The sequence below is a fragment of the Terriglobales bacterium genome (assembly GCA_035573675.1).
GTDB lineage: Bacteria > Acidobacteriota > Terriglobia > Terriglobales > Acidobacteriaceae > DATMAB01.
Window position 1 is genome coordinate 113375 of record DATMAB010000006.1, and the last position, 25032, is coordinate 138406.

General features: G+C 65.6%; 25 protein-coding genes. 9 read left to right on the plus strand and 16 right to left on the minus strand.

The features are described from left to right. Positions 1–7: 7 nt before the first annotated feature. Entirely contained in the window at positions 8–1012 is a 1005-nt protein-coding gene (pgeF, locus tag VNK82_00935) for a peptidoglycan editing factor PgeF (protein HXE89506.1), read from the minus strand. Here pgeF and VNK82_00940 point away from each other — a divergent pair. The 3 genes from VNK82_00940 to VNK82_00950 all read left to right on the plus strand — a co-directional run bounded on the left by VNK82_00940 (position 1004) and on the right by VNK82_00950 (position 3579). Next, the gene (locus VNK82_00940) at positions 1004–1363 is read left to right on the plus strand and encodes a hypothetical protein (GenBank protein HXE89507.1); all 360 of its coding nucleotides are present in this window, start codon (positions 1004–1006) and stop codon (positions 1361–1363) included. The genes pgeF and VNK82_00940 overlap by 9 nt on opposite strands. A 170-nt stretch (positions 1364–1533) precedes the next feature. After that, positions 1534–3129: a phosphoenolpyruvate carboxykinase (ATP) gene (pckA, locus tag VNK82_00945; protein HXE89508.1), complete on the plus strand. Its 1596-nt coding sequence runs from the start codon at positions 1534–1536 to the stop codon at positions 3127–3129. A gap of 192 nt (positions 3130–3321) precedes the next feature. Further along, on the plus strand, positions 3322–3579 hold the full coding sequence (locus VNK82_00950) for a hypothetical protein (protein HXE89509.1): 258 nt from the start codon (positions 3322–3324) through the stop codon (positions 3577–3579). Between the two features lie 75 nt (positions 3580–3654). Here VNK82_00950 and VNK82_00955 read toward each other — a convergent pair whose 3' ends face one another. From VNK82_00955 to efp, 4 genes are all read right to left on the minus strand, one after another. Beyond that, a complete protein-coding gene (locus tag VNK82_00955) occupies positions 3655–5406 on the minus strand; it encodes a SpoIIE family protein phosphatase (protein HXE89510.1) in 1752 nt (583 codons plus the stop codon). Between the two features lie 241 nt (positions 5407–5647). Beyond that, positions 5648–6193: an adenine phosphoribosyltransferase gene (locus VNK82_00960; protein ID HXE89511.1), complete on the minus strand. Its 546-nt coding sequence runs from the start codon at positions 6191–6193 to the stop codon at positions 5648–5650. A 5-nt stretch (positions 6194–6198) separates the two neighbouring features. Further along, positions 6199–6477, minus strand: a complete 279-nt coding sequence (locus VNK82_00965) for an acylphosphatase (GenBank protein ID HXE89512.1) — start codon at positions 6475–6477, stop codon at positions 6199–6201. Positions 6478–6547: 70 nt separating this feature from the next. Beyond that, on the minus strand, positions 6548–7111 hold the full coding sequence (gene efp, locus VNK82_00970; GenBank protein HXE89513.1) for an elongation factor P: 564 nt from the start codon (positions 7109–7111) through the stop codon (positions 6548–6550). A gap of 165 nt (positions 7112–7276) precedes the next feature. Here efp and VNK82_00975 point away from each other — a divergent pair, with 165 nt between their 5' ends. Beyond that, positions 7277–7549 (plus strand): YtxH domain-containing protein, encoded by a 273-nt coding sequence (locus VNK82_00975; protein ID HXE89514.1) that lies wholly within the window; start codon positions 7277–7279, stop codon positions 7547–7549. A gap of 238 nt (positions 7550–7787) precedes the next feature. Here VNK82_00975 and VNK82_00980 read toward each other — a convergent pair whose 3' ends face one another. The 6 genes from VNK82_00980 to trpE form a co-directional block, all read right to left on the minus strand. Beyond that, entirely contained in the window at positions 7788–8696 is a 909-nt protein-coding gene (locus VNK82_00980; GenBank protein HXE89515.1) for an energy transducer TonB, read from the minus strand. A gap of 58 nt (positions 8697–8754) precedes the next feature. Further along, positions 8755–9816, minus strand: a complete 1062-nt coding sequence (locus VNK82_00985) for a hypothetical protein (GenBank protein HXE89516.1) — start codon at positions 9814–9816, stop codon at positions 8755–8757. Positions 9817–10032: 216 nt separating this feature from the next. Beyond that, positions 10033–10395: a PilZ domain-containing protein gene (locus tag VNK82_00990; protein HXE89517.1), complete on the minus strand. Its 363-nt coding sequence runs from the start codon at positions 10393–10395 to the stop codon at positions 10033–10035. Between the two features lie 115 nt (positions 10396–10510). Continuing rightward, positions 10511–11116: an aminodeoxychorismate/anthranilate synthase component II gene (locus tag VNK82_00995; GenBank protein ID HXE89518.1), complete on the minus strand. Its 606-nt coding sequence runs from the start codon at positions 11114–11116 to the stop codon at positions 10511–10513. Between the two features lie 19 nt (positions 11117–11135). After that, positions 11136–11519: a four helix bundle protein gene (locus VNK82_01000; GenBank protein HXE89519.1), complete on the minus strand. Its 384-nt coding sequence runs from the start codon at positions 11517–11519 to the stop codon at positions 11136–11138. A 48-nt stretch (positions 11520–11567) separates the two neighbouring features. Next, positions 11568–13064, minus strand: a complete 1497-nt coding sequence (gene trpE / locus VNK82_01005) for an anthranilate synthase component I (GenBank protein ID HXE89520.1) — start codon at positions 13062–13064, stop codon at positions 11568–11570. A 483-nt stretch (positions 13065–13547) separates the two neighbouring features. Here trpE and VNK82_01010 point away from each other — a divergent pair, with 483 nt between their 5' ends. The 3 genes from VNK82_01010 to VNK82_01020 all read left to right on the plus strand — a co-directional run bounded on the left by VNK82_01010 (position 13548) and on the right by VNK82_01020 (position 17184). Beyond that, positions 13548–14366 (plus strand): MBL fold metallo-hydrolase, encoded by an 819-nt coding sequence (locus VNK82_01010; protein HXE89521.1) that lies wholly within the window; start codon positions 13548–13550, stop codon positions 14364–14366. Positions 14367–14520: 154 nt separating this feature from the next. Next, complete coding sequence (locus VNK82_01015; GenBank protein HXE89522.1) at positions 14521–15519, plus strand: zinc-dependent alcohol dehydrogenase family protein; 999 nt, start codon at positions 14521–14523, stop codon at positions 15517–15519. 399 nt (positions 15520–15918) lie between these two features. Continuing rightward, on the plus strand, positions 15919–17184 hold the full coding sequence (locus tag VNK82_01020) for a Glu/Leu/Phe/Val dehydrogenase (protein ID HXE89523.1): 1266 nt from the start codon (positions 15919–15921) through the stop codon (positions 17182–17184). Between the two features lie 39 nt (positions 17185–17223). Here the strand turns inward: VNK82_01020 and VNK82_01025 are convergent, their stop codons facing one another. The 4 genes from VNK82_01025 to VNK82_01040 form a co-directional block, all read right to left on the minus strand. Continuing rightward, the gene (locus tag VNK82_01025) at positions 17224–18729 is read right to left on the minus strand and encodes a M20/M25/M40 family metallo-hydrolase (GenBank protein HXE89524.1); all 1506 of its coding nucleotides are present in this window, start codon (positions 18727–18729) and stop codon (positions 17224–17226) included. A gap of 65 nt (positions 18730–18794) precedes the next feature. Next, positions 18795–19991, minus strand: a complete 1197-nt coding sequence (gene chrA / locus VNK82_01030; GenBank protein ID HXE89525.1) for a chromate efflux transporter — start codon at positions 19989–19991, stop codon at positions 18795–18797. Between the two features lie 7 nt (positions 19992–19998). Beyond that, positions 19999–21033: an ornithine cyclodeaminase family protein gene (locus VNK82_01035; GenBank protein ID HXE89526.1), complete on the minus strand. Its 1035-nt coding sequence runs from the start codon at positions 21031–21033 to the stop codon at positions 19999–20001. After that, positions 21030–21965, minus strand: coding sequence for a chromate resistance protein ChrB domain-containing protein (locus tag VNK82_01040; GenBank protein ID HXE89527.1), 936 nt, complete (start codon positions 21963–21965; stop codon positions 21030–21032). The genes VNK82_01035 and VNK82_01040 overlap by 4 nt, the downstream gene beginning before the upstream one ends. A 79-nt stretch (positions 21966–22044) precedes the next feature. Here VNK82_01040 and pgsA point away from each other — a divergent pair, with 79 nt between their 5' ends. Together pgsA and amrA are read left to right on the plus strand one after the other, a co-directional pair. Then, complete coding sequence (gene pgsA, locus VNK82_01045) at positions 22045–22821, plus strand: CDP-diacylglycerol--glycerol-3-phosphate 3-phosphatidyltransferase (protein HXE89528.1); 777 nt, start codon at positions 22045–22047, stop codon at positions 22819–22821. Continuing rightward, on the plus strand, positions 22805–23392 hold the full coding sequence (amrA, locus tag VNK82_01050; GenBank protein HXE89529.1) for an AmmeMemoRadiSam system protein A: 588 nt from the start codon (positions 22805–22807) through the stop codon (positions 23390–23392). Before pgsA ends, amrA begins: the two co-directional genes overlap by 17 nt. Before the next feature lie 112 nt (positions 23393–23504). Here the strand turns inward: amrA and VNK82_01055 are convergent, their stop codons facing one another. After that, complete coding sequence (locus VNK82_01055; protein ID HXE89530.1) at positions 23505–25010, minus strand: OmpA family protein; 1506 nt, start codon at positions 25008–25010, stop codon at positions 23505–23507. Positions 25011–25032 lie beyond the last annotated feature (22 nt).

The following is a 25032-nucleotide window of genomic DNA, read 5'->3' on the forward strand; positions in this document are numbered from 1 at the left end:
CCAGCTTCTAGCTTTTGGCCTTTAGCTCTTGGCTCTTAGCCCTTGCATTTTTCATTTTGACTTTTGCACCCGGACGCAGTCCGACGACTCCCATCATCCGTCCCGTCGTCCCCTTCTCAGCGCGGTGGGAGAACAACAGGTCCGTCCGGCACGACGTGCACAGTGGCGAGGCCCAGATGTGGCGCGGCCTAAGGCCGGCGGAGACCAGTTGCCTGCGGTTGGCCTCCACCAGGTCGAGATGGAGCTTGTGCAAGTCGCTGTGGCCCGGAGCGCGTGCGGTGAGGAACAGCAACGGATATCGCTCCCGCACGGGATCGGATTCCGAAACTTCCCGGAAGAGCGCAGCGGCATAGTCGAACTGGGAAAGGAAGCGCTCGCGGACTTCGCTTCCGACCTCATAACAGCAGGCATGAATGCCCGGGCCGAGCGCGGCCAGCAGTCTCCGCGGGTCGCTCCCGTAGCGCTGCCGCATCACGCCCACGCCTTTTTCGACAATGCGCGCCAGCGTCCCCCGCCACCCGGCATGAAAGACGCCGACCGCACGATGTTCCGGATCGACCAGCAGCACGGGCAGGCAGTCGGCCGTCTGCACCGCCAGCAGCAGGCCGGGGACGTCGGTCACCATGCCATCGCCTGCCAGCGCCGATTTCGGCACGTGATCCAGGCCGTGGATCACATCGGAGTGCACCTGCCGCAGCGTCATCAGCTCGGGTCTTGCGCGTCTTCCAGGGGCCAGCGCCGCCAGGAAGCGCCGGCGGTTCTCCACCACGGCGGCGCGCGCATCCTGGGCGCCGAAGCCCAGGTTCAAGGCGTGGCCGCCGTAGCGGCGGGTGACGCCTCCGCGGCGCGTGCTGAACCCATGCAGCAGCCAGGGGAAGCGGGAGAGCGCAGGCGCGCGCAGGATCTCGAGGCGTGCGGTTCGGCGGGCGGCCGGCACGCCTTCCATTTTATCGGTCGGCGCGGTTTGCCGGTGCCGCACGCCTCCGCTATAGTCGATGCCACGATGTACCACGACTTCCGCGCGCGCGACCGCTGGACCGGCGAAGAGCTGCACTGCGTCTACAAGGCTCTGATCGTGGCCATCGCCACCCGTCACGCCGATGCCGTTGACATCAAGTTCCTGGTCAACGGCCGCCCGGTGTGGATCAGCCTGCCGCACCCCGCCTGGGTCGAATACCGGAAGCGCACCGGGCAGACCATTACCGATCCGCTGGCCGTAGCCATCGCCGGCCATTTTCTGAAGAAAGCCATCGAGTCCGGTTTGGAAAGCGGCCGCGAAATGTACACCCTGACGGTGGAAGAGACGCTGGAGCACCTGGAGCAGGTGCGGGCAGAAACGGCCGTGACCCCCGCACCAGGGTGAATTTTCGCGTCACTCGGGCCTTGTGACGCAGGCCACAGCGGCCTTTGGCATCAATAGGTTAGCGTGAGGGTGTGGCAAACCCGCTTCTCTGACCGCACGTGAAGCTGGAATCCGGGCCTTCGCATCAGGCAGAATTGAAGCTTTGGCCCGAGTCGAGGAGGCCCGCCCTCATGTCTGATGATGCCCTGATGAGCGCCATTGCCGCCCTGGTCCACGGCAAGGATGTCCATCGCAACCTGCCTCCGGGAGCCCTTGTAGAGCACGCCATCCGCAGGAGCGAGGGCCGCTTGGCCTCCAACGGCTCCCTGGTTTCCGAAACCGGCAAGCGCACCGGCCGCTCCCCCAAGGACAAGTTCACGGTCAAGGATGAGATCACCGCCGACCGGGTGGACTGGGGCGCTGTCAACCAGCCGTTCGATCCGGCGAAGTTCGACGCCTTGTGCGACCGCGTGGTGGACTACCTGGCTCACCGTACCCTGTACGTCCAGGACCTGTTCGCTGGCGCCGACCCGCTCTACCGCCTCCCCATCCGGGTGATCAACGAGCTGGCCTGGCACAACCTGTTCGTGCGGCAACTGTTCGTCCGGCCGTCGCCGGGAGAGTTGGCCTCACACAAGCCCGAGTTCACGGTCATCTGCGCCCCCGAGTTCCATGCCCAGCCGGCACGCGATGGCACAGCCTCGGAAGCGTTCATCGGAGTGAACTTCAAGCGCCAACTGGTGCTTATCTGCGGCACCAGGTACGCGGGCGAGATGAAGAAGTCCATCTTCAGCGTGATGAACTTCCTGCTGCCGCACCGCAACGTATTCCCGATGCACTGCTCGGCCAATGTGGGTGCGGATGGCGTGACCGCGCTGTTCTTCGGACTTTCCGGAACCGGCAAGACAACCCTCTCGGCCGACCCCGGCCGCCGCCTCATCGGCGACGATGAGCACGGCTGGAGTGAGACCGGCATCTTTAACTTCGAGGGCGGCTGCTATGCCAAGTGCATCCGGCTCTCGCGCGAGAACGAGCCCCAGATCTGGAACGCGCTGCGTTTCGGGGCCGTGCTGGAAAACGTGATCATCTCGCCGGAGACGCATGAACCCGATTACAACGACGACCGGCTAACGGAGAACACGCGCGCCGCCTATCCCGTAGATTTCATCGACAACGCCGTGATTCCCGGCATCGGGGGACACCCCAAGCACGTCGTCTTTCTCACCGCGGACGCATTTGGCGTGTTGCCCCCCATTTCGCGGCTCAGCCCGGAACAGGCTATGTACCACTTCCTCTCCGGCTATACCGCCAAGGTCGCGGGAACCGAGGCGGGCGTGGGCTCCGAACCCCAGGCCACGTTCTCCACCTGCTTCGGCGCGCCCTTTTTGCCGCTGCGTCCCAAGGTCTACGCGGAGATGCTGGGCGACCGGTTGCGCCGCCATCAGGCGCAATGCTGGCTGGTGAACACCGGTTGGTTCGGAGGGCCGTTCGGCGTAGGCAAGCGCATGAACCTGCCCTACACGCGCGCCATGGTGCGCGCCGCCGTCGATGGCCGCCTGGAAAAGGCCGAGTACACGGCCGAGGCGGCCTTCGGCCTGAGCATCCCGAAGTCCTGCCCGGACGTTCCCTCGGAGCTGCTGAACCCGCGCAATGCCTGGCGCGACAAGTCCAACTACGACAAGCAGGCGACCCACCTGGCCGAACTCTTTGCCAGGAACTTTGAGCGGTTTGACGCGCCGGAAGCGGTGCGCGCCGCGGGGCCGGCAAGAGCAGTGGTCAGCGGCTAGAAGCCATCTCATGCCGCCGGGCTTAAATCGGTCTGTATCAGGGCACGGCTTTAGCCGTGCCGAGGGTCCGTGAAATCATGGGCTTTAGCCCCTGAAGAGAGATGTCAAAACCCTCTCGGCCCAATTATGAGATAGCTAGATAGCTTGATAGCTTCTAGTGGCTGGTTCGAGTGGCGAGTAACCGACTCCAGGATGTTTTCCCGCAGGGTCCGTGTCGAATACGAAGCTGACGGCAAGCGCCAGCCCTGTCCGCTGAAGTGGCTGGACAGCTTCGCCATGCGCAGTTTCACCAACTCCCCCGTCTTTGACGACACCCTTCCCGCCGCCGATGGCCTGCTGGAGATCGGCGCACGAGTGCCGCTCCGGGAGTTGCGCGCCGCCATGGAAGATTGGTTCCGCAGGAAGAGCTATCTGCCAAGGGAAGCCGTGCTGATCGTAGAGGAGAGGTAGTTCTCAGTTCTCAGTTCTCAGTTCTCAGTTCTCAGACCCCTAGCCCCGATTCGCTCTGTGTCTCTGTGCCTAATCCTAGCCCGGCGGTCTTGACCAGGGCGTGCCGGCAAGCGCTGTCTGCGGCGCGGCGTCGCGCATGACCTTCATCACCATCAGGACTTTGTCGTCCACGTGCTGGCCGCCGGCGGCGAACTGGTTCACTTCCTCAAGCACCGAATCCACAATCTGCTGCGCGTTCTTGGCGCGGTGGCGGGCGACCGCTTCGGCCAGGCGCTCGACCCCGAATTCCTCCGCCCGGACGTTGGAGGCTTCCAGGATGCCGTCGGTGCAGCACACCAGCACGTCGCCCGGCTCCAGCCGGACCGAGCCGCGCTGGTATTCGGCCTGCGGGAACAGTCCCACGATCAGGCCGCCCTCCTCCAGCCGCTTGTATCCGCCGCTCGCCCGAACCAGCAGCGGCGGCACGTGCCCGGCGTTGATGTAGTGCAGGCCGTTGCGCCGCGTGTCCACCAGCCCGAGAAAGATGCTCAGGTACTTGGTGGACTTGGCGTCGTGGTACATCATCTCGTTGAGCGAAAGGGTGAGCACTTCGAGCGAGTGCAGGTGCATCACCAGGGCGCGCAGCGTCGCCTGCAGGTTCGACATGACGAGGGCGGAAGAGACGCCCTTGCCTTCGACGTCCGCCACCACCAGCAGCATCGACTGCGGTCCCAGACTGAGGAAGTCATAGTAGTCGCCGCCCACGGCATAACAGGGTTCGTTGACCACGGCCAGCTCGAAGCCGGGCACGACGGGCGGCGAGAGCGGCAACAGGTTGCGCTGGATGGAACGGGCCAGCGCCAGCTCCTTCTCCAGGCGCTGCTTCTCCATGGCCTCGCGGTGCAGGCGGGCGTTCTCCAGCGCCAGCGCCATGTGCCCGGAGAGTTTGGTGAGAAAGTCTTCGTCCTCCGCGGTGAACGGTCCGCCCGTCGTCTTGTTCAGCAACTGGATGACGCCCACGATCTCGCCGGTGTGGTGCCGGATGGGCAGGCAGAGCAGCGACCGTGTGCGGTAGTTGAACTTCTGATCGAAGCTGCTTTCGTGGAAGTCGAGCTTGTAGGCGTCTTCGGCGTTCACGGTCTCGCCGCTCTGGGCCACGCGCCCGGCCACGCCGCGCCCGAAGGGCATGCGGATCTCCTCGCGGTCGAGCCCGGAGGCCACGATGGACCACAGTTCCTGATGCGGCTTGTCCACCAGGAAGACCGTGCCCCGGTCGGCCTGCGTCTCCTTGCGGGCGATGCTGAGGATCAGGTCGAGCAGCTCGGCGAGGTCCAGCGTGGAATTGAGCAGGCGTGTGGCCTCGAACAGCAGCGAGAGCTGGGTGATGGCCTTGCGGCTTTCCTGCGCGGCCAGCGCTTCGTGCACGCTGATGCCGGTGACCTCGGCGTAGAGCCGCCACCAGCGCAGCCGCTCTTCGTCCACCTCCGCGCGCGAATAGCTGGCGATAACCCCCACCAGGCGTTCGCGGGCCACCAGCGGATAGGCGGAGAGGCGGGTGAGGCCGGTGCGCCGCACGAACTCCTGGTCGTCGCCGCCGAAGCTGGCCAGTTCCAGGTTCTCGGCCAGCTTGCGGGCATCGGCCAGCTTGCCGATCGCGCCTTCGCCGGCGGGCGCGTAATCGTGGCGGTGGTGTCCCGGCTCGCCCGCGGCGTGGGTGAGGTAGGCGGAGCGGGAGGATTCGTCCCAGAGCCACAGTTCGGAGCGCTCGGCGTCGAACTCGGTGGCCAGCACGCTGGGGACCTGGGCCAGCACCTCGTCGGTGGAACGGGGCGAGGCAGCGCGCGCCATCACCGCCGCAAACGCCGTGACGTAATCCCTGGAGCCCGTCTTCCTGGTCTTGCCTTCAGCCGCGGTGGCGATGGCGGGTTCCTCTCCCGAAGCCGCTTCCCAAAAGGGGAAGCAGCGCGATGCTTCAATCCCCGGCGGTCTTCAGACGCATGGAAGGCAACCGGCGGGGCTGATTGGCGTAACTATATGCGGCGCGGGCCGGGGGTTGCAAACAAGCCCACGTGCGAGAACACTGCGCTGCCTACTTGTCGTACTTCAGCAGCGAGTATACGTCTTCGCCTTTGAGCTTCTCGCGGCCCTTGAGAAAGTCCAGCTCCACGACGAATCCCACCCCGGCGATCTCGGCGCCCAGCGACTTGGCCAGGCCCACGCAGGCGCTGGCCGTGCCGCCCGTGGCCAACAGGTCATCCACGATGATGACGCGCTGCCCGGCCTTGACCGCGTCCTTGTGAATCTCCAGCGTATCGGTGCCGTACTCGAGCTCGTAGGTCCACTTGGCGGTTTCGGCGGGGAGCTTCTTGGGCTTGCGCACGGGGACGAAGCCGGCGTTCAGCCGGTAGGCCAGCGCCGGGCCGAAGATGAAGCCGCGCGCCTCGATGCCCAGCACCAGGTCGATCTCCTTCAGGATGTAATGCGCGGTGAGGGCGTCGATCAGCATGGCGAAGCCGCGCTTGTCCTTCAGCAGCGTGGTGATGTCGTAGAAGTTGATGCCGGGCTTGGGAAAGTCCGGAACTTCGCGGATGAGCTTCTTGAGCGGCGCGACGTGGTTGTTGATCTCTGAGGACATGCGGTTTACCAGACTCCTTCGATGCGGAAAGTGTTGAGCCCGGCGACCGGCTGGGCCTCGTGCTCATCCACGGCGTCGACCCGCGCGGCCCGCGGACCGGCCTGTAGCCGGGCGCGCAGCGCGGTCACCTGCTCACGCGTCCCCATGGCCAGGACTTCGACCGAGCCATCGGCGTTGTTGCGCACCCAGCCGTGAATGCCGAGCGTGCGCGCCTCGCGCTCCACGAACCAGCGAAACCCTACGCCCTGCACGCGCCCGCGGACGATGTAGCGACGAGCTTCCATGTCAGTTGCCAGCGGTCAGTTGCCGGTCAGCGGCTGCCAGGCCCGATTGCTGAGTGCTGACTGCTGAATGCTACTTGACCCGTTCCAGATACACGCCTTCGGCGGTATCCACGCGGATCTTCTCGCCGGCATTGATGAAGGGCGGCACGTTCACCACCAGCCCGGTTTCGAGCTTGGCCGGCTTCATCACGCTGGAGGCGGTGGCGCTGCGCAGCCCGGGCTCGGTTTCCACCACCTCGAGGTCCACCGTCTGCGGCAGTTCCACGCCGATGGGCCTGCCTTCGTGGATTTCCACCTTCAGGGTGATGTTGGGAATAATGTAGTCCACGGCCTCGCCCAGCACATCGGGTGCGAGCACCACCTGCTCATAGGTCTCGGTGTTCATGAAGTGATACCCGGCGCCGTCGTGGTACAGGTACTCCATTTCGACCTCATCCACCACCACTTTTTCGACGTCGTCCTCGGCGCGGAACCGGTGGTCGATGAGCGAGCCCGTGCGCAGGTTGCGCAGCTTGGCCTGGATGAAGCCCCGCTTGTTGCCCGGGGTGCGGTGCTCCACGCTGAACACCGCATGCAGGTCCTTGTTGTGCATCACGATCATGCCGGGGCGCAACTGGGTGGCGGTCACATACATGCGAGCCGAACGTCTCCTTCAGCGATCCTGGATCGTAAGCCGCGGACGCGGCTCCTTCCGGCGGCCTGTCTCGAACCGGCCGCCATTTCGATACTTCATTTTACACGCCGGCTGCGCGACTTGAGAAATCGGCCGGGCGTATGATGAAACACGCGGAGGTGCCTTATGTCCAAGCGTCAGGAAGGCGAATATCGTCCGGCCGGACGGGGTGTGGCTGGCGTGGCAGCGGCATTCTTTCTTATCGGGACGGCAGTGGGAGCAGCGGTGGCGCTGCTGGTGGCGCCGCATTCCGGGCGTATCACCCGGCGGCTCCTCAGGCGGCGGGCCGAAGACGCCGCCGACCTGGTGGCCGAACGCGCCGAAGAACTGCGCGAGCGCGGCGAAGAAATACTGGAATCGGCCAAGGAAAAGGTCTCGAAGTTCCCGCTGAAACGCTAGTGGCCAGTGGTTGGTGGTTAGGCGCTGTCTCACGAATACCGGGCTCGGTCGGATTCGTATCAGGGCACGGCTTCAGCCGTGCCGTACGCGGCGCTCCAAATGATTTTCGGTGAGCGCGGGGCTTCAGCCCCGCGTTGGAGGCCGCATCCAGATGCGTTTTAGCCCTGGACGGCTCGGCTCACGACAGTTGTGAGACGGCTTCTTGTCAGCAAAAGCGGTTGGCCGTACCGGCCTCTCGTCAGTAGAGGCGGAAGTTGACTTCGATGGCGACCTGGACGGGCACCGGGGTGTTGTCTTTGCGTCCTGGCTCGAAGCGCCACACCTTCACCGCCTCGATGGCCTTTTCATCCAGCCCCATGCCCAGCGAGCGGGCGATGCGGATGTCGTGAACCCGCCCGTCGGGGCCGATCACTACGTTCAGCACCACCGTCCCCTGGTATTTCGCTTTGCGGGCCTCTTCCGAAAACTCCGGGTCGGTTTGATAGATCAGCCGCGGAGCGCTCACGCCGCCGCCCACGCGATAGGCGCCGCCGCCGATGCCGCCGCCCCAGCCCGGCCCCACGCCCGGCCCGCGTCCTGAGCCCACGCCCCCGCCCGACCCGGAACCGATGCCGCCTCCGAATCCGGTGCCGTTGGAGAGCGCCAAAGCGTTTGAGAGCGGATCGCCAAGCTGTCCGCCCTGCGGCAGGCGCAGTTCCGGCGGCACTACGACCGTGGGTTCCACCGCCAGCTTCGGATCGGGATTGCGGATGATGGCCGTAGGCGGCGTGATCTGCGTGCGCGAGAGCTTGGGCAGGTTGCCCTTGGAGGCGGCCAGCTTGTCGCGATCGCCGCCGCCGCCGCCCCCGCCGGCCTCGTCCTTGGCGGGCGGCAGGATGTAGGGGCTGATGTCGGTTACCAGGCTGGCCACCTGGGTGCGGATGACCTCATGCTTCCTCACCACGAACGTGGTGGAGATGAGCAATAGGATGGCCGCCAGCACGTGCACTAGAAACGACAGAACAAAACTGTTGGGCTGCTGCGCGTAGGTGCCGTAGCCTGCGCCAAACAACGTCGGCAGTATATCCGTCTGCTGGCGCGGGTTCCCGGAGGGCCCACGCATCCCGCCGGGGCTCACCGGGGCACGGTTTACGGTAGAGGTCGACATCCCACCTCATAGTATAGACGCTTATACGGAAGAATGGGTTTTCAAATCAGGGAACCCTTTACCCTCTTCCTCCTCCGAAAAGCGCAGAGAAAAACGCGCCGATGGCGCCGAAAAAGCCTCGCTTCTTCTTCTTGACGGCCGGGGACGACTCCGCCGCCTGCGCCGCAGGAGCCGGCGGCGGCCGCAACTCCGGCAGCGGAACCGGCGCTTCCGGCAAGCTGCGCAGATCGGCGCGCGCCACGCGCTGCGGCGGCGCCGGCACAATGTCCGTAGCGCGGAACACGAACGGAGCATCGATCTGTACCCGAATCTCCCCCGGCACCGCAGGCGGCGGAGGAGCGGTAACGTCGGACTTCGCTACCGGCGGGCTCCACGCTGCTTCCGGGGGCGTGAGCGAGCCCGGCTTCCACTCCAGCGCCTTGGGATCGGGCGCCGGAGGCGCGGCTTCCGCGCGCTTCGCTTCCGGACTTGCGGAAGCATGGGCCTCACTCGCCGCCTTCGCGCTCGGCTGCGCAGGGACCGCGGCTTCGGCGGTCTTCACCGGTTCGGGCGCAGGGGGGCACCCGCAATCGGCCGCTGCCGTCTCCGGATCGGCCACGCGCCCGTTGCGGAATACCACTTGCTCCCCGGGCTTCACCTGGAAAGTGCCGTCGCCGAACTGCTCGTAGACGATGAGCGCCGCCGTGTTCCGCGGCAGCGAACGCACGCAGGTGCGCCCCCGGTCATCGGCGCGAATGGCGAAGTGGAAACTCCCCGGGCCGGAGAGCATCATGCGGAAGTCCGGCGTCATCACGTTGTCGGCGGAAGCGGCCAGGTCGAAGTGCAGCTCGAGCGCGCCCTGGCTCAGCGCCCACAGCAGGTCGCGCCCGCTCTTCGAGGCCGTGACGGAAACCGTGGTCCGCGGGCAGACCCGCACTTCCCCGCCGCGCTCCAGCCGCACCAGGGCCGCTTCTCCGGCCGCCGTCACCGAAGATCCGCTCAGCAGCCGGGTGCCGCTGCCGGTGAGGACCATCGCTCCACGGACCGTCGCTGAAGTGGAGAAGACTTCACCAATCGCCTCCTGTGCCGCGGTCGGCGGCACGCTCACACACAGCGCGGCGCACAGGCAGGCGATTCGCACACTGGAATGGCAGCCGGGCATCAACCGGAAACAAGGCTACGCCGCCGGAACGCGGCCGTCTAGAGTGAGAATTACCCTCGGGGTTTCGAGGTGGCCAAAGCTGTCATCTTCCAGCCCGCAAGGGCGGCATTCGTTAGCCCCGCACGGAAGTGCTGGGCCGAACGTGGAGAGAGGCACGAGCCCCGTAGGGGCGGCACATCAAGTTCTCAGTACCCGCTAGGTCTGCGTGTCGGAAATGAAGTCGTATTGCTCGATGGCCGCCGCCACCCCGACCTTCGACGCGTTGGGGTTCTCTTCCACCCGCACCACCTTGCCCTTGCAGCGCACCCGGATGCTGTCGGTCAGTGTGATCTCCGAGGGCAGGGTCAGGGTGAACTCCAGGTCTGAGCCTACCGCCAGTTTCGAATCCACGTAGAAGTAGACGCCGCGGGCGCTTACATCGCGGGTCAGGGCGGACTCATCGTGGGTCTTCCCGTCAGCGAACTTGACGCTGACCGGAAGCTGCAGGGCGAACCGGCGCGTACCCCTCTGTTCCGGTTCTGTCGCAGACGGAACCGGCTTCCCTTCGGTTTCAGGCATCCGTGCCTCTCCGTCGAGTGGGGGCATGAAACGGCAGCCGTCGAGGCTGGTTAAGCATCTCGCCGTTCCGGGCTGCTGTCAAGGAGTATCTCCGGCACGGAAGTATCTGCCCCTGCTACGCCCGAACGCGTGCTGGCGCGGGTTTCCACAAGGCCAGGAAGTTGGCCAGCATGCGCTTCCCATCCTCGGTCAGCACGCTCTCCGGATGGAACTGCACGCCTTCGACGGCCCAGTGCCGGTGCCGCAGCCCCATGATGACCGCCTCCCCTTCCCCGCGCACGGTGCGGGCGCTGACCTCCAACTCGCGCGGCAGGCCGTGCCGGCTGACCATCAGCGAGTGATAGCGGGTCGCGGTCAGCGGCGAGGGCAGGCCGCGAAAAATCGTCCGGCCATCGTGTTCCACGCGGCTGGTCTTGCCGTGCATCAGGCGCGGCGCACGAACTACGCGTCCGCCGAACGCCTCTCCGATGGCTTGGTGCCCGAGGCAAACGCCCAGAATGGCCGCCCGCCCGGCAAAGCGCCGGATGAGCGGGATGGAAATGCCCGCCTCCCGCGGCGTGCCCGGCCCCGGCGAGATCACGATGCGCTCCGGCCTGAGCGCTTCCACCTCTTCCAGCGTCACCTGATCGTTGCGCCGCACCTCCACCTCCGCCCCCAACTCGCCCAGGTACTGGACCAGGTTGTAGGTAAAGGAATCGTAGTTGTCGAGAACGAAGACCATAGTGGCTAGTGGTCAGTGGTTAGTGGTTAGTTTCGGAAGCCCCTCGATCGCCGAGGGACGACATTAGACCGTTCAGAATTCTACCGACCTCGGCGGAATGAGAGGTCAGGGCATCGGCGTCCTTCCTGCTCAGGTACTTCAGCTTCTCGGCAATGCGCAATTGCGTGTTGAGTTCGTACAAGGAACCCCTTGCATGACCAAGGAACTGTTTGAACTCGCCGGTCGAAAGCCTGCCCTGGCCTTCCGCAATATTGCTCGGAATCGAAACTGCCGCCCGGCGTAACTGCGCCGTCAGTCCGTAGACTTCGTCCCTTGGGAAACTCTTGGTAGCTCGATAGACCTCCGCGACCAGGTCAACGGCCTTTTGCCACGCAATCAGGTCCTCATACGAGTGTAAGGCCATCTTTCGCCCCTTTCGGTTTTCTGTTTGCTAGCCACTAGCCACTAACCACTAGCCACTTGATGCCCGCGCCATTTCCACCGCCCGCATCACCCCCCTCGCCTTGTTCCAACACTCCTCCCACTCCCGCTCCGGCCGGCTGTCGGCCACGATCCCCGCGCCCGCCTGCACGTACGCCCGGCCGTCCCGTGCCAGCAGCGTGCGGATGGCGATGCAGGAATCCAGGTTGCCGGCGAAGTCGGCGTAGAGCACCGCGCCGCCGTAGAGACCGCGCCGCACCGGCTCCAGCTCCTCGATGAGCTGCATCGAGCGCACTTTCGGGGCCCCGGTCAGCGTGCCCGCGGGGAAGCAGGCCGTGAAGGCGTCGAGCGCGTCCAGCCCCGGACGCAGGCGCGCCTCCAATGCCGACACCAGGTGCATCACGTGCGAATAGCGCTCCACGAACATCAGGTCGCGCACCCGCACCGAGCCGTATTCCGCCACCCGGCCCAGGTCGTTACGCCCCAGGTCCACCAGCATCACGTGCTCGGCGCGCTCCTTTTCGTCGGCGCGCAATTCTTCTTCCAGACGGAGGTCGGCGGTCTCGTCGGCGCCGCGCGGGCGCGTTCCCGCAATCGGCCGGTACTCCAGCCGTCGCCCCGTGACCTTCACCAGCATCTCCGGAGACGACCCCAGCACTTCGGTCTCTCCCATGCGCAGGTAGTAGAGATACGGCGAAGGATTGACGGCCCGCAGAGCGCGGTAGATGGCGAACGGCTCCACGCCCGGCTGAAAGTCGCACCGCAGCGAGAGCACGGTCTGGTACACGTCCCCGCGCGCAATGTGCCGCTTGATGCTCCGGACGCCCTCCATGTACTGCCGGCGCGTTGCGCTGCTGCGCACTTGCATACGCCGCAGTCGCCCCGCAGCCTGCAAGCCGCGCAGGTCCGCAGGACGCACACCGCGCGCCAGGCGTCGCTCGATGGCAGCGATATCCTCCACCGCCCGCTCATATGCGCGCCGCAGCGCCGCCGCCGATTTGTCCCCCACGTCGGCTGCGGCCAGAATGTGGATCTGGTGGCGCACGTGGTCGAAGGCCAGCAGCCGGTCGAAGAACATCAGGACGCCGTCCGGAACGTGCAGGTCGTCGGTGGCCTTTTCCGGCAGGCGCTCCAGCCGGCGCACGAAGTCGTAGGCCACAAAGCCCACCGCGCCCGCCGTGAACGGCGGCAACCCGGGGACCCGGGCCACCTTGTGCTGCTGCAGAAGTTCTTTCGCCGTTTCCAGGATGTTGCCGGCGCGGCGTTCGCGGCGCCGCCCGCGCGTGATCAGCGATTGCTCTCCCCGGCCCTCCAGCACCAGATAGGGCCGCGCTCCCAAAAAGGTGTAGCGCCCGATGCGCTCACCACCCTCCACTGACTCCAGAAGGAACGAGTGCTTCTCTCCGAAAGCCACAGCCAGGAAGGCGGAGACCGGGGTCAGCAGGTCGGCGCTCACCGCCCGCGCCACCGGCACCAGCGTCGCCCGCCGGCTCAGGCGCACGAACTCGCGATAGTCGGGAACCACCATGACCGCAGGACTTTCGATTATAGGGGTGTGTTCCAGATGCCCGCCGGGTTCCGTCGGTTACGGCCTCAATGTGCCGCAGAGCGATTTTCGGTGGGAGAGCGGGGCTTCAGCCCCGCGGCTCGGTAGGTCGGGCCTTTAGGCCGGACTCGCGCAGCGACCGCGCCGTAAGCGGCCCCCAAAATGAAATTGTCATCCCGAGGGCCCGCGAGGGAGCGACGCGGACCGAGCGGGCCCGAGGGACCTTGGTTTTCCGCATTTCCTGCCAAGACCCAAGACCCTGTTGAGGATGTGAACAAGAGCCGGACGGCTTCTAACGCCCTTGGTGGTTCGCTTTTGCCTGTCGCCCGAACCCTCCAAGACACTGCAAAACCGGCCTGTTCCTGCTGCGGCTCGAAACTCGCTTGACGTATACTCGGGACGATTCACGCCCGACGCACGTGGGGCGCGGCGATTCCCGCCCTTGGGGAGCGGGTTCTGGTGGCGATGCAGATCAAGTTCTGGGGTGTGCGCGGCTCCACGCCGACGCCGCAGGCCGAAAACCTGCGCTACGGCGGCAACACCTCCTGCGTCGAAATGCGCATCAACGGCCATCTCTACGTCTTCGATTGCGGCACCGGTTTCCGCATCCTGGGCAAGCAGCTCATGGCCGAGTTCGCCCCTAACCCCGTGCACGCCCACGTCTTCATCTCCCACTTCCACTGGGACCACATCCAGGGCATCCCCTTTTTCTGGCCGCTCTACAGCAGCAGGGAGAACTACTTTTTCTTTCACTCTTCCTCGAAGTCGCGCGGCCTGCAGCGCGCCATCGAAGAGCAGATGGCCGACCCCTACTTCCCCGTGAACATGAGCGAGATGGCCGCCCACCGCCACTTCTACGACATCGAGGAAGACAAGATCGCCTTCGACGACTGCGTCGTCCAGTCCCGCTGGCTCAACCACCCCCAGGGCTGCCTGGGGTTCCGGGTGGAGACCGAGGACAAGATCGTCGTCTACGCTACCGACAACGAGCCCGGCCACCCCGTGTTCGATAAGAACGTGCGCCAGCTCGCCGAGGGCGCCGACGTCCTCATCTACGACGCCCAGTACCTCCCCGAGGAGTACGAGGCCTCCAAGCGCGGCTGGGGCCACAGCACCTGGCGCGAGGGCATCAACATCATTATGGAAAGCGGCGCCAAGGAACTGGTGCTCTTCCACCACGACCCCGACCACTCCGACGTCTGCATCGACTCTATCGTCGAAAAAGCCCGCAGCTACTACCCCAAAGTGCGCGCCGCCGCCGAGGGCATGGTCATCACTCTGTAGCGTAGCGGCTTCAAGGGAATGTTGCGCTGTCCCACCCTTGTCGTTCCGATTTGTGGAACGACAGGGTGGGAAAACGCCTGCGGTTCGCATGGGCGAATGGGTTGCCCTTCCGCGAAAAAAGGTGGATTCTGCTTTTTCGAGCGGGATCAATCGAATGAAAGCTGCCATCCTAGTCTCTCCGCAGGATGTTTCTAGGCGCCCGCTTCAGATTGCCGAGGTTCCGCGACCTGAACCGCGGCCCGGCTGGGTCGTGCTCCGTGTCAGGGCCTGTGGCGTCTGCCGGACGGATTTGCACATCGTCGAAGGCGAACTTTCCCAGCGCCGCAGCAATCTTGTCCCCGGTCATCAGATTGTGGGAGAGGTGGTAGAAGGCGCCACGGGCGACCTCGCGCTGGGCGCGCGCGTGGGTGTCTCCTGGATCGGTGGCGTCGATGGCGCCTGCTGGTATTGCCGGAACAACCTGGAAAACCTCTGCGATTCGCCCACGTTTACCGGCTACACGGTGGACGGCGGCTACGCCGAATATGCCCTGGCGCGTGCGGACTTTGCCTTCCCGCTCCCCTCCGCCCTCGACGACCTGCAAGCCGCGCCTTTGCTCTGCGCCGGCATCATCGGATTTCGCAGCCTGCGCGTGGCCGGCGTAGAGCCGGGCGAACGCGTCGGACTGTTCGGCTTCGGAGCCTCGGCCCATCTCGCCATTGCCGTCCTGCGAGCATGGAACTGTGAAGTCTTCGTCTCCACGCGAGGCGAGTCCCACCGCCAGTTGGCGGCCTCCCTCGGCGCGGTATGGGTTGGGAAAGATACCGATACGCCCCCGGTGCAGCTCGACCGCGCGGTCACCTTTGCCCCCAGCGGCGATGTCGTGGTCGCTGCCCTGGCCAGCTTGCGCAAGGGCGGCGTGCTGGCCATCAACGCCATCCACCTGGACCGCATCCCGCAATTCGATTATGACCGCTTGCTGTGGGGCGAGCGGCAGATCCGCAGCGTCGCCAACATGACTCGCGCGGATGCCCGGGACTTCCTCCAGCTCGCCGCCGATATCAGCCTGCGGCCCAAAGTCACCGTGTTCCCCCTCGATCGCGTGAATGATGCCCTCATCGCGCTGAAGACGGATTCCATCGACGGCGCGGCCGTGATTGCACCCCCGGGATGAAATACCCACACCGGGCCTCGCTTTTCCCCTTGACACCTGCCATATGTGTGATATACTTCTTTTAATTGACTTGTCACAATGATAAGTCATTTGTTTTGACGAATTTGCCTCTAAGTTCTTTGACATCAGTATTTTGCCTGACCCAAGCCGGCTAACTGCTTTGCTGAGAAGATTTTGCGGAAATATAGGGGGGGGAGGGGGTATCCCCCGGTGTAGCAGTCCGGGTTCGCCGTCTGCCATTAGGTATCCCTCGGTACCGGGTACTGGCCACTGACCACTGGCAACTGACCACTGGCAACTGGGGTTCCGGCAACTCGGTCTACTGGCCACCGGCCACTGGCCACTGGCCACCGGCTTTCGTATACTTCCACTCCCCAGCCGGTATCGGAGCCAGCCATCATGAAGACCATTTCACTCGAGCAGGAAATCAACCCGTGGGAAGCGCAGGCGGCCCGCTTCGACCTGGCCGCACAGAAGCTCAACCTGGATGAAGGCTTGTGGAAAGTCCTGCGGCAGCCCAACCGCGAGATCATCCTGCACATCCCGGTACTGATGGACAACGGCCAGCTCGAGGTCTTCACCGGCTTCCGGGTGCAGCACTCCATCGCCCGCGGCCCGGCCAAGGGCGGCATCCGCTACAGCCCCGATGTCACCCTCGACGAAGTCCGCGCCCTGGCAAGCTGGATGACCTGGAAGTGCGCGGTGGTGAACATCCCCTTCGGCGGAGCCAAGGGCGGCGTCATCTGCGACCCGCGCAAGCTCTCGCAGACCGAACTGGAGAAGATCACGCGCCGCTACACCGCCGAACTGGTCGAGTTCCTGGGTCCGGAAAAGGACGTGCCCGCGCCCGACATGAACACCAACGAGCAGACCATGGCCTGGATCATGGACACCTATTCCATGCACATGCGCCACACCGTGACAGCCGTGGTCACGGGCAAGCCGCTCGACCTGGGCGGTTCGCGCGGCCGCCGCGAGGCCACCGGCCGCGGCATCCTCATGGTCACCGACGAAGCCCTGAAGAAGCTGGAGATGAACCGCGAAGAGACGCGGGTCATCATCCAGGGCTTCGGCAACGTGGGCTCCAACGCCGCCAAGCTCATGTTCGACCAGGGCTACCGCATCGTGGGCGTCTCCGAGATCGGCGGCGCCCTGTACAACCCCAAGGGCATCGACATCGACGCACTCATGGAGCACCGCATGCGCGAGGGCTCCATCCTCAGCTATCCCGAGGCGCAGCGCGTGGATCCCGGCGAATTCCTGCTGATGGAGTGCGATGTGCTCATCCCCGCGGCCACGGAAAACGTCATCACCTCGCAGAACGCCGCGCACGTGAAAGCGCGCATCCTGGTCGAGGGCGCCAACGGCCCCACTACCGCCGCCGCCGACGAGATCCTGCAGGAGAAAGGCGTGTTCGTCATCCCGGACATCCTGGCCAACGCCGGCGGCGTCACCGTCAGCTACTTCGAGTGGGTGCAGGACCGCCAGGGCTACTTCTGGAAAGAGTCAGTGGTCAACGAGCAGTTGGAGCACATCATGCGCTCGTCGTTCGAGGACGTGGTGCGCTACGCCGAGACCCACAGCGTGAACAACCGCATCGCCGCGTATATGCTGGCGATCGACCGCGTCGCGTTCACGATTAAACAGCGCGGCATTTACGCCTAGGGGTTAACTGGGTACTGGGTACTGGGTACTGGCAACTGGTTACTGTTTCCTCTCCGTTCCCGCCTCTCCGAACGGCCAGATGCCGTAGGCCTTGAGCTGCCTGTCCAGCTTCTTTTCGATGAGCATGCGGGCCACCTGCTCGCGGGTCCAGGGAGTGGCCAGGCGCTCGGGGCGGTCGGCGATCCAGAAGGCCAGCAGCGCCTTCACGGTCGTGTTCTTCGCCAGGATGTCCTGCTGCACCTTGTCGAACGTGTCGGCGGCGGAGTGGTGGGTGAACTTGTACTCGGGCGAGTCCTGATTCAGGTTGATGGCGGGAATGCCCGCCAGGGTGAACGGTCCGGTGTCCGTGCCGAAGGTCGGCTTGTCGTCCACTTTGAGCGCGCTCAGGCCGGCGATCGCCTGGGTGAATTTTTCCACCGCCGGAACCACGTCCTTGCGCCCGCCGAGTTGCAGCGTCGTGATCGGACCCTGGCCGTTATCGAGCACGATGGCGGCGATGTGGTTGGCCATCTCCTGCTCATGCTGTTTCACGTAGGCGAACGAGCCCAGCAGTCCCTGCTCTTCGCCGGTGAAGAGCACGAAGCGAATCGTGCGCCGCGGGCGCTGCCCCGCTGCCCGAATGGCGCGCGCCGCGCCCAGCGTGGTGGCCACGCCCACGCCGTCGTCGGTGGTTCCCTGCGCCAGGTCCCAGGAATCGAGATGCCCGCCGACCACGATGATCTGCTCGGGAAACTCTACGCCGCGGATCTCACCCACGACGTTGGCCGTTTCCACCGCGCCGGGAGTGACGCGGTTCTGCACGTCCAGCTTCAGGCGCACCGTCTTGCCGGCGTCGAGAAACCGCTCCAGTTGCTTGGAATCCTCAGCCGCCATGCTGACCACAGGAATCTCGAAGAACTCGCCGTAGCCCAGCGCGCCGGTGTGCGTCAGCCGCAGTCCGGCAGCTTCCGAGCCTCCCTGGCCGCCGATCACCGCGACGGCGCCGGCCTTGTGCGCGGCGCGCAGGAACTCGCCGAACTTGCCGTGCTGCGGCTCGGTCGGCGCTTCACCGCGCTTCAGCGAAAGCAGCACTTTGCCCTTCCACCGGGCGTTGTTCTCACGCATCTCTTCGTCGAGGCGGTTGACGTTCACCGGGATGACCTCAGCTTCGACGCCGCCCGCGGGCGTCGAGCCCACCCAGCCGAGCGAGTCCACCTGCAGCCGGCGGCGCACCGGGGAAACCAGCTCGGCCGATGCGGAAACTCGCGACCATCCGGGGGAAAGCGTGTAGCGCTCCGCCCGCACGTTCTCCAGGCCAATGGCCTTCATCTTCGTCAGGCCCCAGTCGATGGCCTTGCGATCCTCGGGCGTGCCGGTGACGCGGGCGCCCACGTCGTCGCTGAGCTCCTGCAGGTCGGTGTAGGGATCGAGGCCCATCATGCCGTGCCCGGTAATTTCGGTGAGCTTGGGCAGCGTGCCGTCCTCGGAGGGAGCGGCGGGACCGGCGGCGAATGTGGACGCCACTAGAAAGAAAAGGAACATCAGCGGAAAAAGCTTCAGGCGCATGGTTGCCTCAGACGGTGGATTACCAAAGCTTTTGATTCTACACATCGCCGGAAGACGCAGAATCGTCAGGCGAGCCAGAGCCATCCGGCGAGCGCTGCCGCGATCATCACCAGGGCTATGGCGTATCCGGCGCGCCAGAGGATGAGCGTCACCAACGCCGCTGCAAAGATGACCAGGGCAGCAGGTCCAGTAAGAGCGCTGCGCGCCAAATCCAGCGTGGTGGCGGCGATCAATCCCACCACGCCGGCGGTGATGCCGTCCAGCAAGTCGTGGAGCGCCGGGTTGTGCACGGCGCGCTCCAGGTAGGAATGTCCCACCAGCGTGAAAGAGAACGCCGGCAGGAAGATGCCGGCGGTCAGCGCCAGGGCTCCCGCGGCGCCGCCGCCGATGTAGCCCACGAAGGTGCCGAAGATGATGAGCGGCGCCGGCAGCACGCCGCCGAGCGCGATTCCGTCCAGAAATTCGCGGTTGGTCATGAAGCCGCCACGCACCACGGCGTCGTACTGCAGGAACGGAATGGCGGTGTAGGCTCCGCCGAAGGTCAGCAGGCCGGTGCGCAGACCGGAGAGAAAGAGCGCCGGGAGCGCCGGCGCGCCCGCCGCCGCTCCATTGCGCTCCGGAAACGGCGAGTCCTGAGCCGGCATGGGTAACCAGAACAAGCCGGCGGCCAGCGCCACCAGGAGCACCAGCGCTGCCGCCCGCCGGCCACGGTGCAGCAGCGCATAGAGGACTCCGGCGCCGCCCAGCGTGAGCAGAAAGTGCACCTGCAACAGCGAGGCCAGCAAAGCGAGTATCGCCACAATGCCGAGCCACAAGGTAGTAAGCGCGCGCCGGCCGATGCGTCCGATGGCGCGCACGATCAGCGCCACCACCGCCGGCTGCACGCCGGCGAAGGCCGCGGCCATCCGGCCATGATCGAGGCCGTGGCCGGCATAGAGCCAGGAAAGCAGGAACATCAGCAGGAAGCCGGGGAGCATGAAGCCCAGCCCGGCCAGCAGGCCGCCCAGGCGTCCGCGGGAGAGCATCCCGAAGTACACGCAGAGCTCGTGCGCTTCCGGACCGGGCAATACCTGGTAGACGGCCAGCGTGCGCAGGAAGCGCTCCTGCGTGACCCAGCGCTCGCGTTCCACCAGCTCGTGGCGGATCATATCGATCTGCGCCACCGGTCCGCCCCAGGCCAGCAGTCCGAAGCGCAAGAAGCGCAGGAACAGCCGCGGGTAGGATTCGTTCGGCGGGTCGGAAATCATCGCGCCGTCAGCCAAGGCGTCCTCAGGCGGCGAAGTCCATCCGGCGGCCAGCTCCTTCCCGCAGGGCGCGCCGGTAGACGGCCAGTGCGGCAGCCACGTCCTCCAGCGCCACGCCGGTGCTGTCGAAGAGGGTGATTTCATCCGGCGCCGTGCGGCCCGGCTTGCGGCCGGCCACGACGTCGGCCAGTTCGGCCCACACGGAATCGCGCGCGACTACGCCGGCCGCAAGCGCGTGGTGCAGTTCGCCGAACTCCGCGCACTGGACGAGCGAATCCACCACCACTTTGGAGGCGGCCATCAAGGGCGGCTCGATTTCCTGCTTGTCAGGACTGTCGGCCCCGACGGCGGCCACGAACGTGCCCGGCCGGACGTCCTCGCGCGCCAGAAACCAGCCGCGCGCCGAGGTGCAGGTGACGCACACATCGCTCTGGCGGACGGCGGCCGAGGGCTGCTCGACGGCGTGGACGTCCGCGCCCAGCCGGCCGGAAAATTCCCGCGCGAAGGCCTGCGCACGGGCGGCGTCGGCATCCCAAGCGAACGCGCGCTTGAGCGGCAGCACGCGTGCCAGGGCCCGCAGGTGCGCGCGTCCCTGGTTGCCGCAACCGCAGAGAGTGAGCACGGCGGACTCCGGCCGGGCCAGGCGCCGCGTCGCCACCGCCGTAGCGGCGGCCGTACGCTGGATGGTGATCTCGATCGAATCCATCAGCGCCAGCGGAGAGCCGTTCTCCGCGTCGCACAGGAGGATGACTCCCTGGATGTTCGGCAGGCCGAAACGCAGCATGTTGCCGGGAAAATTGCCGTTGAACTTGGCGGCGAAATAGGGCCGCTCCAGCTTCAGGCCGGCGGCCTTCACGTGGAACCCGCCGCCCGGCACATACGCGCTGAGCACCCCCGGCGGCAGGCTGTTCCCTTCCGCGTGGAGCCGGAACGCGTCCTCTACAGCCTGGATACATTCGTCGAGGTCGAGCAACGCCGCCACCTCGCGGCGCTGCAAGAGCAACGTGCCCGGCTGGTTCCTCGCCGGACTCTCCGACATCGGCAGGGCCTCCTCGGTCATGGGAGCGCCCGGTACAAGCCTTCCATCAGGTCGATGCCGCGTCGGAGGAGCTCGTCGTCGGAGACATCCTGTTGCGCCCAGCCCAGCAGCACGCGCTCCACACCCTCGCCTTCGCGGCGGCCGAACTTCTCATCGCCCAGGTCGGCGTCGTGGATGATCTGCGCCAGGGCGCTGACACGCGGGTCGCGTATGCCGAATTCCTTCTGCAGGGTCTCAAAGGTGCAGTCGTCGCCACGATGGCCGAAACCGCCGCCCTGAAACATGTCGAAGGGAACGGCCTTCGGATGCCGTGCCGGGTCGTCGCCGAACACGAAGCGCGCTTCGGGATCGATGAAGCGTCGGATGAGCCAGGCGCTGGCGACGCGGTCGATGCCCGGGCGCGGGCGCGTCATCCAGGTGCGGCGGCGATATTCTTTCCGGTCGCGGCGTCCGCCGGCGGTGGAGGGCGGCGGACTTCCGGCCGCGGCCGATTCCGCGCGGGTCAGCGCCGCTTCCACGCGGCTGCGCAGCGGGTTGGAGAAGAAATCGATGGCAACGACTTGCTGTAATCGCTGGCGCAGGCGCGTCAATTTTCCGCCCGCCGACTTGCGGGGAGCGGCCGCGGCCTGGCGAAGGTGGCGCAGGAGCTGCTCGTACTCGCGCGTGCTGGCTTCCAGGAACCGGCGCCGCAGCTCTTCGGAAGGGAGGTCGTCGATGGCGTGAACCTGCACCACCGAGGCCTCGCCCCGCGCGCGGCGGATGGAGGCGGCCAGCCATTCGAAGTGTTCCCGGCCGGCGGGTGTGTTGGGGAGCACGTATCCCGAACTGCGCAGCGGGAGCGCGCCGTAGCGGCGCAGCTTGCGCCACACCTCCACGCGCCGGCTGGCCTGCCGCGCCGGCAGGCGGAACATTAGCAGCAGCCAGGGCGCCTGCGCGGATAATGTTACAGTCATTTCCTCAGATGTAATACATATATCCGATTACATATCTTGTCAACCGGCATCTGGAGCGGCCCCGGGAAGGGCGCCGACGATGGCATCGCAGCCCGCCGGGCGCCGCAGGAGCGCGTTGCTTTCCGCGCAGAGCGTGGGGGATAATCGCAACAGGCGCGCGGTTGCCCAGCCGCACCGGCGGCGATTCCAGCGAAAGACCAGGACAGTGAACCTGCCGAACTACATCACGCTCACGCGCATTCTGGGCGTGCCGCTGCTGTTGTGGCTGCTGTTCGGCAAGACGTTCTCCAGCGCGCACGGGCAGCGCGAACTGGCGGCCTCGCTGCTGTTCATCGCGCTTTCGTTCACCGACAAGCTGGATGGCTACCTGGCGCGGAAGCGGGGGCAGATCACCACCATGGGGATGCTGCTCGACCCGCTGGCGGACAAGCTGCTCATCACCGCCGCCTTCATCTCCCTGGTGCAGTTCAATCCGGAAGTGGTGCCGGCCTGGATGGCGGTGATCATCGTGGGTCGCGAGTTTTTAGTGAGCGGGCTGCGCAGCGTGGCCGCTTCGGAAGGATTCACCATCGAGGCCAGCGACCTGGGCAAGTTCAAGATGGCGGTGCAGGTGGTCTCGGTGGTGGCCGCCATCCTCAATGCGCGCTGGACGGCCTGGACGTTGGGCGCGGTGGTGCTGCCCATCGAAGTGATCGCCCATCTATCGGTGTGGTTCATGGTCCTGCTGTCGATGGTTTCGGCCATCGATTACTTTGCCGCCTTCTGGTCGAAGATCGACCGCAGTTTTCTGGAGCGCCAGCGGCGCCGGCCATTCGTGCTCAGCCGCCGCAGGAAGCGCGATGTTGCCGCAACCTGAGAATCCGCCCGTCCCGCCCCTCTTCCCCGAATACTCAGCTCAGGAGCGCACTTATCTGCTGGAAGCGGCGCGCCGCGCCATCCGGGCCGCGCTGCGCAGGGAGAGATGGAAACCCAATCCTCCTTCGGCGCACCTGGCCGAGCCGCGCGGCGCCTTTACGACGTTGCATCTGGACGACCGGTTGCGCGGCTGTGTGGGCTTCGTGTATCCGGTGAAGTCGCTGTGCGCGACGGTGGCGGAAACGGCGGTGGCGGCCGCCCTGCATGATCCGCGCTTCCTGCCCGTCACCGAAGAAGAAGCGGCGCGCCTGCAAATCGAGATCAGCGTGCTCTCGCAGCTTTTCCGCATCGATCCCAGGCAGGTCGAAGTAGGCCGGCACGGCCTGCTGGTCAGCCGCGGCTTCCAGCGGGGACTGTTGTTGCCGCAGGTGGCGGTGGAACACGGCTGGACCCGCGAGATGTTCCTCGATGAAGCCTGCCTGAAAGCCGGCCTGGCACCGGATGCCTGGAAGCACGGAGCAACCGTAGAGGCCTTTGCCGCGGAAGTCTTCGGGGATAGGGAAGGACTGTAGTTTCGAGTTTCAAGTTTCAAGAGGCTTGGCTCTTCCGTCTCTCCTTTGTCTGGACGAAAAAAAGAAATGGGCGCATGCGATGCATGCGCCCAGACTGGAAACTCGAACTGCTTTATTCCGGCATGGTGGCGCCGGAAGGGACGACCCACAGGTCGGCCTTCTTGCCCGGAGTTGTCGAAGTCTTGACGTCGACGCGGCCGGCATCCACGCCCTTCTCCCGCACCAGATACGTCCGGGCGTTCTCCGCGCGCTGCATGGCCAGGGTCGCTCCCGCCTTCTCATCGGCGTCGGCCGTGCCCACGAGGGTGGCGCGGCTATCCGGCTCACGCTGCAGCAGCAGGGCCAGGTCGTCGAGCATGGCCTTGGCCTGGTTATCCACGCGTGCGCTGTTGCGGCGGAACTGGATCTCGTTCACTTTGCTGGCCTGCGGGACCGCCGCGGCTTCCACGTTGACATTGGTCATGGCGGTCGCGGAGAGGTTGCGGTCGTCGGTCGCCGTCGAACGGACGGTGATGACGCCGGGCGATGTGTTGTACGTGTCCAACACGGCGATGCCGTCACTGGGCGACACAGTCCCGGCGCTGGAGGCATGGCTGATGGTGAGCGGCCGCCCGTCCGGACTGGAGGCCTCGCAGGTGATGGTGGAGCGCTCGCCCACCAGCACCGTGGCCGGCTGCGCGCTGCATGCGATGGTCGGCGGATTCATCACGGGCGGGGGCGGCGGCGGCACGGGCTCCATCAGCTCCACGTGATCACCGACCTGCACGTCCTCGATGGCATAGGTCAGCATGGCCGTGGCGCTGGTGGGCGTGACATTCAGCACCATCATCTCTCCCAGCGAGCGCCGCGGGAATTCTTTCAGGCGGCCGCGCGGATATTTGGGGGCGTGTTTCTGCGCATCGTCGGGGATTGAAGCCTTGTAGGAGAGCGAATCAATCGCTTCCAGGCTGGCAAAGTCATAGTTCCGGACCGCCCGGAAATAGTCGCCGACCTTGACTCCCTGGTTCGCTCCTACATTGAGATAGACCTTCTGGCCGGTGCCCACGACAGTATCGAAATCCTTGGCGCCCACGATGCGCCCGGTCAGCAGGCCATTGGGCGGCGCGAAGCGGTTGAAGGGCGCGCGATACTGATACTGCGGAATGGGTCGCTCGACCCAGGGAATCGCCAGGTCGCCGGGGATCATGGCGTCGCAACTGAATTCGACGAAACCGATGCCGATGCGGTCCCGCGTACCGATGATGCGCACCCGGCCCATCTCCGCGTACACGTCGCCGACCGCGCCCAGTTCGCGCTTCTGTCCGCGATAGGGCTCCCAACGGTTGGGGTCGCGCAGCCGCCGGAGGATCTTGAACTGCTGGCCTTCCTGGAAACCGCCGCCGTCCAGATAGACGTAATCGCGGTCCCCGAAGCGCGTCGAGTGCGGGGTATTCCAGCCGCCTGCCAGGTAGACGCTGTTGGAAACCGCCTCCTTGGTGACGTAGCCCGCGCAATTCACGTCGGAATAGGTTGGCGCCTGCTTCCACTCCTCGATGTTGGTGGCGGCGACTTGCGGCGCCCCCTCCTGCGCCAGGGCGCAGGCAGCCAGAATCATCAGGACAAGTCCCGTTCGTTTCATGTTTCCTCCGGAGTTCCCACCG

Bases quoted from the DNA above. Each gene is read 5' to 3' on its own strand.
- VNK82_00940 (HXE89507.1), top strand. From the start codon at position 1,004: ATGTACCACGACTTCCGCGCGCGCGACCGCTGGACCGGCGAAGAGCTG.
- pckA (HXE89508.1), top strand. From the start codon at position 1,534: ATGTCTGATGATGCCCTGATGAGCGCCATTGCCGCCCTGGTCCACGGC.
- VNK82_00950 (HXE89509.1), top strand. From the start codon at position 3,322: ATGTTTTCCCGCAGGGTCCGTGTCGAATACGAAGCTGACGGCAAGCGC.
- VNK82_00955 (HXE89510.1), bottom strand. From the start codon at position 5,406: ATGGCGCGCGCTGCCTCGCCCCGTTCCACCGACGAGGTGCTGGCCCAG.
- VNK82_00960 (HXE89511.1), bottom strand. From the start codon at position 6,193: ATGTCCTCAGAGATCAACAACCACGTCGCGCCGCTCAAGAAGCTCATC.
- VNK82_00965 (HXE89512.1), bottom strand. From the start codon at position 6,477: ATGGAAGCTCGTCGCTACATCGTCCGCGGGCGCGTGCAGGGCGTAGGG.
- efp (HXE89513.1), bottom strand. From the start codon at position 7,111: ATGTATGTGACCGCCACCCAGTTGCGCCCCGGCATGATCGTGATGCAC.
- VNK82_00975 (HXE89514.1), top strand. From the start codon at position 7,277: ATGTCCAAGCGTCAGGAAGGCGAATATCGTCCGGCCGGACGGGGTGTG.
- VNK82_00980 (HXE89515.1), bottom strand. From the start codon at position 8,696: ATGTCGACCTCTACCGTAAACCGTGCCCCGGTGAGCCCCGGCGGGATG.
- VNK82_00990 (HXE89517.1), bottom strand. From the start codon at position 10,395: ATGCCTGAAACCGAAGGGAAGCCGGTTCCGTCTGCGACAGAACCGGAA.
- VNK82_00995 (HXE89518.1), bottom strand. From the start codon at position 11,116: ATGGTCTTCGTTCTCGACAACTACGATTCCTTTACCTACAACCTGGTC.
- VNK82_01000 (HXE89519.1), bottom strand. From the start codon at position 11,519: ATGGCCTTACACTCGTATGAGGACCTGATTGCGTGGCAAAAGGCCGTT.
- trpE (HXE89520.1), bottom strand. From the start codon at position 13,064: ATGGTGGTTCCCGACTATCGCGAGTTCGTGCGCCTGAGCCGGCGGGCG.
- VNK82_01010 (HXE89521.1), top strand. From the start codon at position 13,548: ATGCAGATCAAGTTCTGGGGTGTGCGCGGCTCCACGCCGACGCCGCAG.
- VNK82_01015 (HXE89522.1), top strand. From the start codon at position 14,521: ATGAAAGCTGCCATCCTAGTCTCTCCGCAGGATGTTTCTAGGCGCCCG.
- VNK82_01020 (HXE89523.1), top strand. From the start codon at position 15,919: ATGAAGACCATTTCACTCGAGCAGGAAATCAACCCGTGGGAAGCGCAG.
- VNK82_01025 (HXE89524.1), bottom strand. From the start codon at position 18,729: ATGCGCCTGAAGCTTTTTCCGCTGATGTTCCTTTTCTTTCTAGTGGCG.
- VNK82_01035 (HXE89526.1), bottom strand. From the start codon at position 21,033: ATGACCGAGGAGGCCCTGCCGATGTCGGAGAGTCCGGCGAGGAACCAG.
- VNK82_01040 (HXE89527.1), bottom strand. From the start codon at position 21,965: ATGACTGTAACATTATCCGCGCAGGCGCCCTGGCTGCTGCTAATGTTC.
- pgsA (HXE89528.1), top strand. From the start codon at position 22,045: ATGGCATCGCAGCCCGCCGGGCGCCGCAGGAGCGCGTTGCTTTCCGCG.
- amrA (HXE89529.1), top strand. From the start codon at position 22,805: ATGTTGCCGCAACCTGAGAATCCGCCCGTCCCGCCCCTCTTCCCCGAA.
- VNK82_01055 (HXE89530.1), bottom strand. From the start codon at position 25,010: ATGAAACGAACGGGACTTGTCCTGATGATTCTGGCTGCCTGCGCCCTG.